This is a genomic window from Sphaerisporangium fuscum, assembly GCF_018531465.1.
GTDB lineage: Bacteria > Actinomycetota > Actinomycetes > Streptosporangiales > Streptosporangiaceae > Sphaerisporangium > Sphaerisporangium fuscum.
The window spans coordinates 212,953-227,107 of the sequence record NZ_JAHDTF010000016.1 but is presented as its reverse complement, the minus strand read 5'-3'; the positions used below and the strand labels follow the sequence as shown (position 1 = coordinate 227,107).

Sequence of the window (14,155 nt, the reverse complement as noted above, 5' to 3'; positions counted from 1 at the left end):
GACCTCTGGGACGGGCCCTCGCGCGACCTCGCGCGGGGGCCCGTTTCGTTGGTGTCCACGCTGACGCAGTGCGCCAAGTCGCTCACAAGTTGCGGACAAGCCGCATGTCGCACGATGACCGGCGTGAACGGAAAAATCAGGAAGTCGCTCACGATGGTCGCCGCGGGGGCGTCCATCGCGCTGAGCATGACGGCCGTGGCCGCGCCGGCCGTGGCCGACGGCGAGACCCCCAACGTGCCCGTGGGCACCCGCCTGGCCGCGCAGGCGCACCCCGCGGTCCAGCTGACCAGCCTGACCTACACCGGCCAGGTGGTCGTGCCCACTCCCGAGATCAAGCAGGCGGCGATGCAGGCCCTGGCCCAGCAGGCCGCCAACGCCGCGATCACCGGCAAGATCGCCCAGGACGAGCGCAGCATCGCCAAGTACATCTTCCAGAAGATGGCGGCCGACCCCAACACCTTCCTGCGCGCGGCCGGCCCCAACCGGTCGGTGGACGCCGAGGTCGGCGGCCTGTGCACCGGCTGGTGGGTGACCCCGGACGGCTACATGGTCACCGGCGCCCACTGCGTCGAGACGGGCGAGGAGGAGCTCGGCCAGCTGTTCGCCCAGCAGGCGCTGGAGAAGTTCAACAAGGAGGACGCGGCGACCGTCCTGAAGGAACTGGGCGACTACCAGACCGACGAGGAGATCGTGAAGCTGGCGACCCAGCTCTTCGTCACCTTCAACAGCACCCACCTGCGCATCCAGGGACTGCAGAAGAGCCTGTCGGTGCTGCAGAGCCTGCCGGGCGGCGGCGTCGACAAGACCGCCAAGCCGGTCCCGGCCGAGCTGGTGTCGGTCGGCGAGAGCTACCCCGGCAAGGACTTCGCGCTGCTGAAGGTCAACGGCCAGCAGAACCTGCCGACCGTGCCGCTCGGGGACGACGCCGACGTGCAGACCGGCGACACGCTGTACATCAGCGGCTTCCCCGGCCTGGTCACCAACACCCCGTTCTTCAGCCTGGAGTCCAAACTGGACCCGGCCCTGACCGAGGGCCCCTACAGCGCCAAGCGCACCACCCAGACCGGCGTGCCGTACATCCAGACGCAGGCCCCGGCCTACCACGGCAACTCCGGAGGCCCGGTCTTCAGCAAGGACGGCAAGGTCATCGGCATGCTGATCGCCGGCTCGGTCACCGAGGGCGGCGAGAACACCGAGACCCAGACCTTCGTGCTGCCGGTCGGCATCATCAAGGAGAAGCTCAACGAGAAGAACGTCAAGCCGGCACAGGGTCTGACCTCGACGAGGTGGAACGAGGCGCTGGACGACTACTTCAGGCACTACTACTCGCGCGCCCTGCCGAAGTTCCGCGAGGTGCAGGCGCTGTTCCCGAACCACCCCTACGTCGCCAAGTACATCAGCGACACCCAGCAGGCGATCTCGTCGGGCAAGGACCAGACCCCGTCGTCGACCCTGCCGTGGATCCTGATCGGCGGCGGCGCGCTGGTCGGCGTCGGGATCGTCGTGGTGCTCGTCATGGCGGCCGGACGGCGTCGCAAGGCCGCCACCGGGCGGCCGTACCCGCAGCAGCAGGCGTACGCCGTGCCGCAGCAGCAGTGGCAGCCGCAGCCTCAGGCGGCGCTGCCGTACCCGGGCGCACAGCAGGGCGGCCCGCAGCAGCAGGGGCTGCCCCCGCACGGAATGCCCCCGCAGGGCTACCAGGGCCCGCAGGGCGGCTTCCCGGGCCGGCCGGGCCCGCAGCCTCCGCAGGCCGAGCAGCCCCAGCAGCAGATCGCCGATCTGGAGCGCGAGCTCGCCGAGCTGCGCCGCCAGCTGGGCAACCAGCCGTGACTGTGTTCGATGGCCTCGCTCCGCTCGGCGGCGAGGGGCGCCCCTTGAGGCGGCGGCCTTCGTCGTCGTACGGGCTCGTCCCTCACCCTCCCTCCTCCTCAGACCACCGCCGCACCCCTCACCCGTCCGATGGCCTCGCTCCGCTCGGCGGTGAGGGGCGCCCCTTGAGGCGGCGGCCTTCGTCGTCGTACGGGCTCGTCCCTCACCCTCCCTCCTCCTCAGACCACCGCCGCACCCCTCACCCGTCCGATGGCCTCGCTCCGCTCGGCGGTGAGGGGGGCGGGGTCAGCCGAGGGCGGAGTCGCGGGCGATGAGCTCGGGGATGTCGGGGGCGTACTCGTCGAGCTGGCGGCGCGGGCCGGCGGGTTCGTCGGTGAGCTCCGCCCCGGCGACACGGTCGAGGCGGAACACCCGGACGTCCTGCCGCAGCCGGCACCACGCCACGAGGTACCAGAAGCCGCCGCGGCCGCCGATGAAGACACCCGGCTCGACGTCGCGCTCGGTGGAGACCCCCGAGCGGTCGTTGTAGGTGATGCGCAGCACCCGCCGGCGCCGGAGCGCCTCCGCGATCACGAGGCCGGCCGCGGTGCGCGCCTCACAGCCGGGGTCGGGCTCACGATCATTCGGGGTCACATCCCGAAGCTACGCCGCGCCACCGACATTCGGGCGGCCCCGCGAGGCTTACTCGAAGGCCTGGAAACCCTTACCGGCCGGAGGCTCAGGCGGCCGTAAAGGCGACGAGGTCGTCCAACGGCCAGGTGTCGATCACGCGGTCGGGCTCGACGCCGCACTGCACGGCCCGGGCGCAGCCGTAGTGCTGCCACTCGAGCTGGCCGGGGGCGTGGGCGTCGGAGTCGATCGAGAACAGGCAGCCCATCTCGTAGGCCAGCCGCAGCAGCCGCTTGGGCGGGTCGAGCCGGTCGGGCCGGGAGTTGATCTCGACCGCGACGCCGAACCGGCGGCACGCCTCGAAGACGATCTCGGCGTCGAACTCCGACTCGGGCCTGATCACGCCGCGTGCGCCGCCTCCCTTGACCACGCGCCCGGTGCAGTGGCCGAGGACGTCCACGTGCGGGTTCGCGATCGCGGTGACCATGCGGCGCGTCATGTCTCCGGCGGCCATCCTCAGCTTGGAGTGGACGCTCGCCACCACCACGTCGAGCCGCTCGAGCAACTCGGGCTCCTGGTCGAGCGAGCCGTCGGGCAGGATGTCGACCTCGATGCCGGTCAGTACGCGGAAGGGCGCCAGCTTCTCGTTCAGCTCGGCGACGACGTCGAGCTGCTCGCGCAGCCGCTGCGGCGACAGGCCGCGGGCCACCGTGAGCCGCGGCGAGTGGTCGGTCAGGGCCAGGTAGTCGTGGCCGAGGTCGCGGGCGGCGACGGCCATCTCCTCGATCGGCGATCCGCCGTCGGACCAGTCGGAGTGGCTGTGCAGGTCGCCCCGGAGGGCGGCGCGCAGGGCGGCGGTGGCCTCGTCCAGGTCGAGCCCGGCGGTGTCCTCCAGCCGGCGCAGGTAGGTCGGCACCTGCCCCGCGAGCGCCTCGCTGATCGCCAGGGAGGTCACCTTGCCGATGCCCTTCAGGTCGGTGAGGCCGCCGGAGCCCGCGAGCCGTGCCAGCTCCTCGCGGGGGATGCCGGCGATGGTGTCCGCGGCGCCGCGGAAGGCGCGCACCCGGTAGGTGGGCTCCCCCGCCCGCTCCAGGAGAAAGGCGATCCGCTTCAGGGCTTCGACCGGTTCCACACCCGCGAATCTACCCACCCCCGCGGGGACATGCCGGGTCTCCCGTGGCCGGCCGGTTTCCTGGCCGTTTCGGAAACTTTCCCCCTGCTGTCCCCGTTGATCCCCCTACCGATACGCTGTGCTGACTCTTCTGAGAGATGGAAATCCGATGCCCGACCCCACCCCGGAGCCTGTTCTACCTCCCCACCCTCTGGCACAGCGACCGGGACCGCCGGCGGGCGCGCCCGCGGGGGGCAAGGGCAAGGGGATGTCCTCCAGCGTGATCACCCTCGGCGCGATGGGTCTGCTCTCGACGCTGGTCCTGGGGTTCTGCGCCGCGCAGGACGTCTTCTCCGACCGGGTGGTGGCCGACTGCGTCGACCTCGGCAGCCGTCAGCCCGACGGGTCGTATCAGGTCGTCGACGACGACTACTGCGACGACGACGGCCACTCCCACGGGTACAGCGGCTCCCACGGCGCGTACCGCTGGTACTACGGCGGCACCCGCAGGGCCGGTCGCGTGCTGAGCGGCACGACCGTCCGGCCGGCGAACGCGCACATCAGCACGCGGGCCGGCTCGGTGATCCAGCGGGGCGGGTTCGGCGGCCGGGGCTTCGGCGGCAGCTGAACCCCCCGCCCGCCCATCTCTGGTGAGGAGACCGATGACGAAGCCCCCGCGGCGCGGCGGCCGCGTCTCCCGCGGCACGGGCGTGATGCCGAGGGACACCACGATCGTCTCCAGGAACGGCCGGGACATCACGCGCGGCGGCCTCGGCGGCCGCGACCACGGAGGGAGTTAGAGGTGCGGCGCCAGGAGTCCGACCGGCGGGACGGCTGGGAGAAGATCATCGAGTCGCAGGGGCTGGCGTACCACCGTTCCGCGCACCCCGAGGACCTTTCCCGTCCGTACTGGGACGAGAGCGTGCATTACGTCTTCGGCATGGACGAGGTCCTCGACCTGGAGAGCCAGGTGGAGGAGCTGCACGGCATGTGCCTGGAGGCGGTCGAGTACGTGATCGTCAATGAGCGCTTCCGCGACTTCGCGATCCCCGAGTGGGCCGCACCCGAGGTCGCCGCGTCGTGGCGGCGCGAGGACCCGCACGTGTACGGCCGCTTCGACCTGCGGTACGACGGCGAAGGGCCGGCCAAGCTGCTGGAGTACAACGCCGACACGCCGACCAGCCTGGTGGAGAGCTCGCTCATCCAGTGGTTCTGGCTCAAGGACGCCTATCCGGACGACGACCAGTGGAACTCCATCCACGAACGGCTGATCGCGCGCTGGAAGGAGTTGCGGCTGCAGAGCGGCCCGGCCCACTTCGCCTGGACGAACATGGACGAGACCGGCGAAGAGGTGATGACGCTCGGCTACCTCCAGGAGACCGCCGAGCAGGCGGGCCTGAAGACCCTCGCCATCGCCATGGAGGACATCGGCTGGGACTCCCGGGCCCTGCGCTTCGTCGACATGGAGCAGCGGGTGATCCGCACCCTGTGCAAGCTCTATCCCTGGGAGTGGGCGGTCGCCGACCCCTTCGGCCCGCAGGCGGTGCGCGGCCAGATCTCCATGACCTGGATCGAGCCGCTGTGGAAGATGCTGCTGTCCAACAAGGCGCTGCTGGCGGTGCTGTGGGAGATGTACCCCGGGCACCCGAACCTGCTGCCCGCCTATCTGGACGGCCCCCGCGACCTGCCGGCCCACATCGAGAAGCCGCTGCTCGGCCGGGAGGGCGCGAGCATGCGCGTGGTGACCCCCGACGGCACGCGGAGCACCGAGGGGACCTACGGCGCCGAGGGCTACGTCTACCAGGAGTTCCAGGCCCTGCCCGAGTTCGGCGGCTTCCGGCCGGTGCTCGGCGCGTGGGTCGTCGGCGACGAGCCCGCCGGCCTCGGCATCAGGGAGACCTCCGGGCTGATCACCGACGACACCTCCTCGTTCGTTCCCCACCGGGTCGAACGCCGACCCCCCACCCAAGCACCACCAAGGAGAGACAGATGACCGTCGCGCTCGCCGGCCCGCTCGGAGAGGCCCTCGGACGAGGGGCGCTCGCCATCCTCGCCTACGCGGCCCTCGGCGTCCTGCTGCTGGTCACCGGCTTCTACGTGATCGACATGGCCACCCCGGGGCGGCTCAGTAAGATCATCAAGACCGACCGCAACCCCAACGCCGCCCTGCTGACCGCCTCCGGCCTCGCCGCCGTCGGCCTGATCGTGGCCTCCTCCATCTGGTCGTCCGGCGGCGCGCTGCAGGAAGGCCTGCTCAGCACGCTGGTGTTCGGCCTGGTCGGCATCGTCGTGCAGACCGTCGGGACGCTGCTGTTCGACCGCGTCGTGGGCATCTCGGTGCGCGAACTGGTCAGCGAGGAGAAGCTGCAGCCCGGCGCGGTGCTGCTCTCGGTGACGCACCTGGCGATCGGGCTCATCACCGCCGTCGCGGTGATATAGGCCACCACCGGCCTCCGCGGGGCTGTTCTACTCCCGGTGAACTGGCACTCTAAGGGATGTGAACGACCGGGTACGCGAGGACACCGCACGGCGCCTCGAACGGGCGATGGGCGGTCTCGGCACCGCGGCGACCGCACGCATGGAAGAACGGCTGCCGTGGTACCGCGCGCTGTCGGCCGAAGACCGCTCCTGGGTCGGCCTGGTCGCCCAGGCCGGCATCGCCGCGTTCGTGGAGTGGTTCCAGCACGCCGACGAGGGCAGGCCCACCCCCAGCATCGAGATCTTCGGCACCGCGCCGCGCGAGCTGAAGCGCTCGGTCTCCCTCCAGCAGACCGTCGACCTGGTGCGCATGGTCGTCGAGGTGGTGGAGGCGAAGGTCCCCGAGCTGGCCGCGCCGGGCGGCGAGGAGCTGCTGCGGCAGGGCATCCTGCGCTACACCCGCGACGTCGCCTTCGCCGCCGCCCACGTCTACGCGCGCGAGGCCGAGGTGCGCGGCGCGTGGGACGCCCGTCTGGAGGCCCTCATCGTGGACGCGCTGGTACGCGGCGAGGTCGACGACGGGCTGCACTCCTGGGCTGCCGCGCTCGGCTGGACGTCCTCCCCGGTCGTGGTGCTCGCCGGTCACGCCCCCGACGCCGATCCGCAGACCGTCATCGACGGCATGCGCGACAAGGGCCGCCGCCTCGGCCAGGACCTGCTCGCCGGTGTGCAGGGCGACCGCCTGATCGTCATCGTCGGCGGCGCCGACAGCATCAAGGACGCCGCACGGCACGTCGTGCCGCGCTTCGGGCCGGGCCCCATCGTCATCGGGCCGGAGGTCCCCGATCTGCACGCGGCGGCGATGTCGGCCCGGGCCGCCACCGCCGGCCTGCGGGCCGCGGCGGGCTGGCCCGACGCGCCGCGCCCGGTGCTGGCCGAGGAGCTGCTCGCCGAGCGCGCGATCGACGGCGACGAGGACGCCCGGGCACAGCTGATCGAGAACGTCTACAAGCCCCTCGACGGCACCCCGCTGCTCGATACGCTCGCCACCTACCTGGAGCAGGGCACATCTTTGGAAGCCACGGCGCGTCTGTTGTTCGTCCATCCGAACACGGTGCGTTACCGTTTGAAGAAGATCACAGAACTGACGGGCTACCAGCCGACGGAGGGCAGGTCGGCCTTCACCCTGCAGGTCGGGTTGATCCTCGGCCGGCTGTCGAGGACCACCGTGACCTGACAAAGGTTCGGTAACGGGCCCGAAACCTACGCTAGAGGTTTCCTACAAAGACCCACCGACAAAGTTCGTACGGATCATTAGCAGTGTGGTGAACTCCTACAGGGCATGGTGGTTTTTGTGCTCGTCATCGTCGCTCCAGGCCAAGGCGCCCAGACTCCAGGCTTCCTGACCCCGTGGCTTGAGATCCCCGGTCTGCGCGACCGGCTCTCCGCGTGGTCCGATGTCGCCGGCCTCGACCTGATCTCCTACGGCACCACGGCGGAGGCGGACGAGATCCGCGACACCGCCGTCGCGCAGCCGCTGCTGGTGGCCGCCGGCCTGGCCGTGGCCGAGGTTCTCCTCGGCGCCGGCGCGCCCGCGCCCGAGGTGGTGGCGGGCCACAGCGTCGGCGAGTTCACCGCCGCCGCCGTCGCGGGTGTCCTCACCCCCGAGCAGGCCCTCGGGCTGATCCGCGAGCGCGGCCAGGCCATGGCCAAGGCCGCCGCCGTCACCCGGACCGGCATGACCGCCGTCCTCGGCGGCGTCGAGGCGGAGGTGCTCGAGACGATCGAGCGCCACGGCCTCACCCCGGCCAACATCAACGGCGCCGGGCAGATCGTCGCGGCCGGCACGGTCGAGCAGCTGGCCGCCTTCGCGGCCGAGCCGCCGGCCCGCGCCCGGCTGATCCCGCTCTCGGTCGCCGGAGCCTTCCACACCCACCACATGGCCCCCGCGGTCGAGCAGCTGCGCGCCGCCGCCGCCGGCATCACCCCGGCCGACCCCAAGGTCACCCTGCTGTCCAACGCCGACGGCGGGGCCGTCGCGACCGGCGCCGAGTTCGTCGAGCGGCTGATCGACCAGGTCGGCCGTCCCGTCCGGTGGGACCGCTGCATGGCCACGATGGCCGATCTCGGCGTCACCACCATGATCGAGCTACTGCCCGGCGGCACGCTGACAGGCCTCGCCAAGCGCGCGCTGCGCGGTGTCCAGACGGTGGCGCTGAAGACCCCCGACGACCTCGACGCCGCCCGCGCCGCCCTCAGCAAGGAGACCGCCCAGTGAAGATCATGCGGGGCGCCCCCGGCGCGCGGATCCTGGCGTTCGGCGGCTACCAGCCGTCCAACGTCGTCACCAACGACGACCTCGCCAAGACCATCGAGACCAACGACGAGTGGATCCAGAGCCGCGTCGGCATCAAGGAGCGCCGCATCGCCGGGCCCGAGGAGACCGACGTCGACATCGCCGTGCAGGCCGGCGGCAAGGCGCTGGCCGCCAGCGGACTGTCGGCCGGCGACATCGACCTGGTGGTGGTCGCCACCTGCACCCTCGAGGCCCAGATCCCGAACGCCGCCGCCCGCGTCGCCCACCGGCTCGGCATCAACGCCCCCGGCGCGTTCGACGTCAACGCGGCCTGCGCCGGGTTCTGCTACGCCATGGCCACCGCGAGCGACGCCATCAGGGCCGGGTCGGCCACCAACGTCCTGGTCGTCGGCACCGAGAAGCTCTCCCAGTGGGTCGACTGGACCGACCGGGCCACCTGCGTGATCTTCGCCGACGGTGCGGGCGCGGCGGTGCTCGGCCCGTCCGACACCCCCGGCGTCGGGCCCGTGGTCTGGGGCAGCGCCGGTGACAAGGCCGACGCCATCATCATCAAGGACCGCGACTCCTTCCTCCACCAGGAAGGCCAGACCGTGTTCCGCTGGGCCACCACGGCTCTTCACCCCGTGGCCAAGCAGGCGTGCGAGCGTGCCGGGGTGGACCCCGCCGAACTGGCCGCCTTCGTCCCCCACCAGGCCAACCTGCGCATCATCGAGGCCATCGCCCGCAAGCTCGGCGCCGAGAAGGCCCTGATCGCCAAGGACATCGTGCTCGCCGGCAACACCTCCGCCGCGTCGATCCCGCTGGCGCTGAGCCGCATGGTCGAGCGTGGCGAGGTGCAGTCGGGCGACCTCGCCCTGCTGCTCGGCTTCGGCGCCGGCCTGACCTACGCCGGCCAAGTCGTCGAGATCCCCTGAACCTGTACGGCAGGCCCGCACGGCTCACCGTACGCGGCAATAAGAAACCGATCCAAGGAGAAATCTGACATGGCAGTTTCCGAGCAGGAGATCCTCGCGGGCCTCGGCAAGATCATCAACGAGATCACCGGCATCCCTGCCTCCGAGGTGACCCTCGAGAAGAGCTTCGTGGACGACCTCGACATCGACTCGCTCTCCATGGTCGAGATCGCCGTGGCCGCCCAGGACGAGTTCGGCGTCGAGATCCCCGACGACCAGCTCAAGCACCTGAAGACCGTCAAGGACGTCGTCAACTTCATCCAGAACTAACCCGTCTCAGGCGTCCGGCCCGTCTGGACGTCTGAGCCCCCAGCCTTGCTTCGCGTCGATCACAAGGAGCGCATCAAGTGAGTACAGACCGGGTACGTGTCGTTGTCACCGGGCTCGGCGTGACAACGCCCCTCGGTGGAGACGTCGCCTCGACCTGGTCGGCGCTCCTCGCCGGGCAGTCGGGCGTCACCCCCCTCACCGAAGACTGGGTCGACTCGGTGCCGGTGAAGTTCGCCGCCAAGGCGGCGGTCGAGCCCACCGAGGTGCTGCCGCGGCCGGAGTCGCGCCGCCTCGACCGCGCCGAGCAGTTCGCGCTCATCGCCGCCCGTGAGGCCTGGCAGGACGCAGGCTCGCCGAAGGTCGCCCCCGACCGGCTCGGGGTCGTCGTCGGCAGCGGCATCGGCGGCATCACCACGATCCTCGCGGCCTACGACCTGTTCAAGGAGAAGGGCTGGCAGCGGCTGTCCCCCTTCACCGTCCCGATGCTGATGCCCAACGGCTCGGCCGGCTGGATCGGCATCGAGCTCGGCGCGACGGCCGGCGTCCACGCCACCGTCAGCGCCTGCGCCACCGGGGCGGAGTCCATCGGCTACGCCATCGAGATGATCAGGTCCGGGCGGGCCGACGTCGTCGTCGCGGGCGGCACCGAGGCGGCCATCCACCCGCTGAACGTGGCCTCCTTCGCGGCCATGCGGGCGATGTCCACCCGCAACGACGAGCCGCAGCGGGCCTCCCGTCCGTGGGACAAGGACCGCGACGGGTTCGTGCTCGGCGAGGGCGCCGGCATCATCGTGCTGGAGTCCGAGGAGCACGCCCTGGCGCGCGGCGCCCGCGTGTACGCCATCGCGGCCGGGGTCGGCTACTCCGCCGACGCCCACCACATCGCCCAGCCCGAGCCGACCGGCGCCGGCATCAGGAGCGCGGCCCGCAACGTGCTGGAGGACTCCGGGCTGACCGGTAAGGACATCTGGCACGTCAACGCGCACGCCACCTCCACCCCGGCCGGTGACGTCGTGGAGACCATGGCGATCCAGGAGATCATCGGCGACCACCCGCTGGTGACGGCCACCAAGTCGATGACCGGCCACCTGCTCGGCGGGGCCGGCGGCATCGAGTCGGTCTTCACGATCAAGGCGCTGCAGGACCGGATCGTGCCCCCGACGGTCAACCTCGACAACCTCGACGACGGGGTGGAGATCGACATCGTGCGCGGCGAGGCGCGCAAGCTGCCCGACGGCCAGATCGCCGCGATCAACAACTCGTTCGGGTTCGGCGGCCACAACGTCGCCGTGGCCTTCGCCAGCATCTGATTTGGAGCGACCAGTGACCGTGCTCGACAACGGGGTGGTGACGGCGGCCTCCGAAAAGGAGCCTGCCGATCCCCGCGATCCCCTGATTCGTCTTTCCGCCCTGTTCGACGAGGGCTCGATCCACCTGATCTCCCCGCAGGACCGCAGCGGCGTGCTCGCCGCGATGGGCCGTGTCGAAGGGGTGCCGGTGGTCGCCTTCGCGAGCGACGCCCGTTTCCAGGGCGGCGCGATGGGCAGCGAGGGATGCGAGCACATCGTGCACGCCTACGACGTCGCCGTCCGTGAGCGGGTGCCGGTCGTCGGCCTGTGGCACTCCGGCGGCGCCCGCCTCGCCGAGGGCGTGGAGTCCCTGCACGCCGTGGGCCGCGTGTTCGCGGCGATGACCAGGGCCTCCGGTGTCGTGCCGCAGATCTCCGTCGTGCTCGGCCCGGCGGCGGGCGGGGCGGCGTACGGTCCCGCCCTCACCGACCTGGTGATCCTGTCCGACCAGGGCCGCATCTTCGTCACCGGCCCCGACGTCGTGCGCAGCGTCACCGGCGAGACGATCGACATGGCCGCCCTCGGCGGCCCCGAGCCGCACAGCAAGCGCAGCGGCGTGGTCCACGTGGTCACCAAGACCGACACCGAGGCGATCCTGCACGCCCGGCGCCTCGCGGTGCTGCTCGGTCACCAGGGCCGCATCCGCCTCGACTCGGTGGAGGACGTCGACTTCTCGGGCCTGCTGCCGGAGGAGGCCCGCCGGGCCTACTCGGTGCACCCGCTCGTCAACGGCCTGCTCGACGAGCCCGGGGTCGAGCTGCACCCCAAGTGGGCGCCCAACATCGTCACCACCCTCGGCCGGCTCGGCGGCCGAACGGTCGGCGTCATCGCCAACAACCCGCTGCGGCTGGCCGGCTGCCTCGACTCGACCTCGGCCGAGAAGGCCGCCCGGTTCGTCCGCATGTGCGATGCGTTCGGGGTGCCGCTGATCGTCCTGGTCGACGTCCCCGGGTACCTCCCCGGCGTCGGGCAGGAGCACGACGGCGTGGTACGCCGGGGCGCCAAGCTCCTGCACGCCTTCGCCGAGGCCTCGGTGCCGCGGGTGACGCTGGTGACCCGCAAGGCGTACGGCGGGGCGTACATCGCGATGAACTCCCGCTCCCTCGGGGCCACGAAGGTCTTCGCCTGGCCGACGGCGGAGATCGCCGTGATGGGCGCCCTGGCGGCCGTCCGGGTGCTCAAGCGCCGCGAGATCGCCGCCGCTCCGGAGGAGGAGCGCTCGGCCCTGGAGGCCCGGCTCGCCGAGGAGCACGAGAAGGTCGCCGGCGGCCTCGACCGCGCCATCCAGATCGGCGTCGTCGACGAGGTCATCAAGCCCGAGGAGACCCGCACCGCGATCGCGAAGGTCCTCGCCCAGGCGACCCCGGCCCGGGGCGCCCACGGCAACATCCCCCTCTGATCCACAGCGCGTGGCGCGCCCCCGCGCGGGCCCGGGCGCCCCACCTCCCTTCTCGCATGTCACCGTTCATGACGGCAGAGCGGTGACCAGGACGGGCGGTCCCGGTCCACGCCCTGCGCCGCGGCGGCATCGTCGCCGCGATGTGGGCGCCCTCAGACGGCGGCGTGCAGCCAGCGCACGGGGGCGCCGTCGCCGGCGTAGCGGAACGGCTCGAGCTCCTCGTCCCACTGCTTGCCGAGCAGCCGGTCCAACTCCTCCTCCAGGACCACACGACCCTGGGCGGCCATCAGCATGACGTTCCGCAAGCGGTCCTCAGGGATCATGATGTCGCCGGACACCCCGATCACCGCCGTGAACGCGCCGAGCGTCGGGGTGTAGGCGTGGCGCGAGCCGTCGACGCCCGGAGAGGCGTCCTCGGTGATCTCGAAGCGGATGCGCTGCCAGCCCATGAGAGACGACGTGATCGCCGCCGCCGTACCGGGGCGGCCCTCCCACTCGGCCTGGGTGCGCACGGTGCCAGGCTGGGCTGGCTGGGGAGTCCACGACAGGTCGACAGGTATGCCAAGGACACCCGCGACCGCCCATTCGATATGCGGGCACAGCGCGGGCTGAGCCGAGTGGACGTACAGCACGCCACGAGCAGACACCGGACCTCCCGTTTCGTACGAGGTGCGCCTTCCCCAACGTCCTCATACTGGGATGATCACAAGTGACTGAGGGAGAGACTACCGTCCGTCGTGGCGGGGCACCAGAGCCGGGTCATACCTAATCACGCTTGGCAACTCTTCGCATGGGGAAAGACACAATCCGTGTTTACATCCCCCATAAGGAGCCACCGATGAACGTGCAGGTGGTGGAGCATTTCCCGGGGCGGAGAGCCCTGATCCGGCCCGGCGTCCTCCTCGCCCGCTCCCCCGACGCCGCCGCCCGGTGGACGCAGGCGGTGGAGCCCGCGGGCGCCTTCCACATCCTGCGACTGTCCCCGGACGCCGACCCGTGCGGCATCGCCGCCACACTGGCCGAGGCGGGACACGAGGTCTCCCCCAACCACGTGGTGACCGGCCAGCCGGTGTTCTTCGGCGGGCCGACGGGCGCGCCCCTCCCGGCCGACGCGCCGCCGTACGAGCCGGGCGAGCCGTCGCCGGTCACCGTCGGGCTGCTCGACACCGGGGTGGCGCCGCATCCGTGGTTCCGGGACGCCGACTGGTTCCGCGGCCAGCCACAGGAGGTCCTCGACGCCGACGGCGACGGGTTCCTCGACCGCCAGGCCGGGCACGGCACGTTCATCGCCGGGCTGCTGCTGCGCCGGGCCCCGGGCGTACGGCTGCGGGTGGCGCGCGTGCTCGACAGCGACGGCGTCGGCGACGAGGCCGGCGTGCTGGCCGCGCTCGACAGCCTGCGGGGCACCCGTCTTGACGTGCTGGTGCTGCCGTTCGGCTGCTTCACCTACGACGACCGGCCGACGTCCCTGCTGGCGCGGGCGCTGGCGGGGTTCCCCGAGACGGTCGTCGTGGCCTGCGCGGGCAACACCGCCTCCTCCCGTCCTTTCTGGCCCGCCGCGCTGCCGGGCGTGATGGCCGTCGCGGCCCTCGACTCGGCGGAGGGCGGGCGCGCCAGGTTCTCCGCGTACGGGCCCTGGGTGGACGCCTGCGCCCGCGGCGAAGCCTTGACCAGTAGTTTCGTGGACTTTGACCGCTTCCACAGCTACGCGCTGTGGAGCGGCACGTCGTTCTCGGCGGCCGTGGTCGCCGGAGCCATCGCCGACGCCGCCCGCCACATGCCGTCTTCCGAAGCGGCCCGGCACGTGCTCGGCCTGGCGAATGGCAGGCGATTCCCCGATCTCGGGGTCTTCGTCCCCGCATCCCGCTAAGGTTCTCACTCCAAGTGATTTCTATATGA

15 protein-coding genes are annotated in these 14,155 nt (G+C 71.5%); 12 read left to right on the top strand and 3 right to left on the bottom strand.

All coding sequences use genetic code 11. The annotated features are described in order from the left end of the window. The first annotated feature begins 123 nt into the window (after positions 1 to 123). Positions 124 to 1,830, top strand: a complete 1,707-nt coding sequence (locus tag KIK05_RS21260; RefSeq protein ID WP_308250038.1) for a S1 family peptidase — start codon at positions 124 to 126, stop codon at positions 1,828 to 1,830. A 285-nt stretch (positions 1,831 to 2,115) separates the two neighbouring features. Here the strand turns inward: KIK05_RS21260 and KIK05_RS21255 are convergent, their stop codons facing one another. Both KIK05_RS21255 and KIK05_RS21250 read right to left on the bottom strand, forming a co-directional pair. Beyond that, positions 2,116 to 2,463 (bottom strand): helix-turn-helix transcriptional regulator, encoded by a 348-nt coding sequence (locus KIK05_RS21255; protein ID WP_214412513.1) that lies wholly within the window; start codon positions 2,461 to 2,463, stop codon positions 2,116 to 2,118. Positions 2,464 to 2,548: 85 nt separating this feature from the next. Then, positions 2,549 to 3,571: a PHP domain-containing protein gene (locus tag KIK05_RS21250; protein WP_214412512.1), complete on the bottom strand. Its 1,023-nt coding sequence runs from the start codon at positions 3,569 to 3,571 to the stop codon at positions 2,549 to 2,551. Positions 3,572 to 3,818: 247 nt separating this feature from the next. Here KIK05_RS21250 and KIK05_RS21245 point away from each other — a divergent pair, with 247 nt between their 5' ends. From KIK05_RS21245 to KIK05_RS21200, 10 genes are all read left to right on the top strand, one after another. Continuing rightward, the gene (locus KIK05_RS21245; RefSeq protein WP_214412511.1) at positions 3,819 to 4,178 is read left to right on the top strand and encodes a hypothetical protein; all 360 of its coding nucleotides are present in this window, start codon (positions 3,819 to 3,821) and stop codon (positions 4,176 to 4,178) included. A 34-nt stretch (positions 4,179 to 4,212) separates the two neighbouring features. After that, the gene (locus KIK05_RS21240) at positions 4,213 to 4,350 is read left to right on the top strand and encodes a hypothetical protein (RefSeq protein ID WP_214412510.1); all 138 of its coding nucleotides are present in this window, start codon (positions 4,213 to 4,215) and stop codon (positions 4,348 to 4,350) included. Between the two features lie 2 nt (positions 4,351 to 4,352). Next, complete coding sequence (locus KIK05_RS21235) at positions 4,353 to 5,543, top strand: glutathionylspermidine synthase family protein (RefSeq protein ID WP_214412509.1); 1,191 nt, start codon at positions 4,353 to 4,355, stop codon at positions 5,541 to 5,543. Continuing rightward, the gene (locus tag KIK05_RS21230; protein ID WP_214412508.1) at positions 5,540 to 5,989 is read left to right on the top strand and encodes a DUF350 domain-containing protein; all 450 of its coding nucleotides are present in this window, start codon (positions 5,540 to 5,542) and stop codon (positions 5,987 to 5,989) included. The genes KIK05_RS21235 and KIK05_RS21230 overlap by 4 nt, the downstream gene beginning before the upstream one ends. A gap of 106 nt (positions 5,990 to 6,095) precedes the next feature. Beyond that, on the top strand, positions 6,096 to 7,205 hold the full coding sequence (locus KIK05_RS21225) for a PucR family transcriptional regulator (protein WP_214412547.1): 1,110 nt from the start codon (positions 6,096 to 6,098) through the stop codon (positions 7,203 to 7,205). A 117-nt stretch (positions 7,206 to 7,322) separates the two neighbouring features. Continuing rightward, positions 7,323 to 8,246: an ACP S-malonyltransferase gene (locus KIK05_RS21220; protein WP_214412507.1), complete on the top strand. Its 924-nt coding sequence runs from the start codon at positions 7,323 to 7,325 to the stop codon at positions 8,244 to 8,246. 5 nt (positions 8,247 to 8,251) lie between these two features. Continuing rightward, the gene (locus KIK05_RS21215) at positions 8,252 to 9,199 is read left to right on the top strand and encodes a beta-ketoacyl-ACP synthase III (protein WP_214412546.1); all 948 of its coding nucleotides are present in this window, start codon (positions 8,252 to 8,254) and stop codon (positions 9,197 to 9,199) included. A gap of 69 nt (positions 9,200 to 9,268) precedes the next feature. Then, on the top strand, positions 9,269 to 9,508 hold the full coding sequence (locus KIK05_RS21210) for an acyl carrier protein (protein ID WP_214412506.1): 240 nt from the start codon (positions 9,269 to 9,271) through the stop codon (positions 9,506 to 9,508). Positions 9,509 to 9,585: 77 nt separating this feature from the next. After that, entirely contained in the window at positions 9,586 to 10,818 is a 1,233-nt protein-coding gene (fabF, locus tag KIK05_RS21205) for a beta-ketoacyl-ACP synthase II (RefSeq protein WP_214412505.1), read from the top strand. 13 nt (positions 10,819 to 10,831) lie between these two features. Then, positions 10,832 to 12,256: an acyl-CoA carboxylase subunit beta gene (locus KIK05_RS21200; RefSeq protein WP_214412504.1), complete on the top strand. Its 1,425-nt coding sequence runs from the start codon at positions 10,832 to 10,834 to the stop codon at positions 12,254 to 12,256. A gap of 152 nt (positions 12,257 to 12,408) precedes the next feature. Here the strand turns inward: KIK05_RS21200 and KIK05_RS21195 are convergent, their stop codons facing one another. After that, on the bottom strand, positions 12,409 to 12,903 hold the full coding sequence (locus KIK05_RS21195) for a DUF3145 domain-containing protein (protein ID WP_214412503.1): 495 nt from the start codon (positions 12,901 to 12,903) through the stop codon (positions 12,409 to 12,411). 191 nt (positions 12,904 to 13,094) lie between these two features. Here KIK05_RS21195 and KIK05_RS21190 point away from each other — a divergent pair, with 191 nt between their 5' ends. Further along, positions 13,095 to 14,126 (top strand): S8 family peptidase, encoded by a 1,032-nt coding sequence (locus tag KIK05_RS21190; RefSeq protein ID WP_214412502.1) that lies wholly within the window; start codon positions 13,095 to 13,097, stop codon positions 14,124 to 14,126. Positions 14,127 to 14,155 lie beyond the last annotated feature (29 nt).

Coding starts and splice junctions, on each gene's coding strand:
- KIK05_RS21215 (WP_214412546.1), top strand. CDS start 8,252: ATGCGGGGCGCCCCCGGCGCGCGGATCCTGGCGTTCGGCGGCTACCAG.
- KIK05_RS21245 (WP_214412511.1), top strand. CDS start 3,819: ATGTCCTCCAGCGTGATCACCCTCGGCGCGATGGGTCTGCTCTCGACG.
- KIK05_RS21210 (WP_214412506.1), top strand. CDS start 9,269: ATGGCAGTTTCCGAGCAGGAGATCCTCGCGGGCCTCGGCAAGATCATC.
- KIK05_RS21225 (WP_214412547.1), top strand. CDS start 6,096: ATGGGCGGTCTCGGCACCGCGGCGACCGCACGCATGGAAGAACGGCTG.
- KIK05_RS21230 (WP_214412508.1), top strand. CDS start 5,540: ATGACCGTCGCGCTCGCCGGCCCGCTCGGAGAGGCCCTCGGACGAGGG.
- KIK05_RS21240 (WP_214412510.1), top strand. CDS start 4,213: ATGACGAAGCCCCCGCGGCGCGGCGGCCGCGTCTCCCGCGGCACGGGC.
- KIK05_RS21190 (WP_214412502.1), top strand. CDS start 13,095: ATGAACGTGCAGGTGGTGGAGCATTTCCCGGGGCGGAGAGCCCTGATC.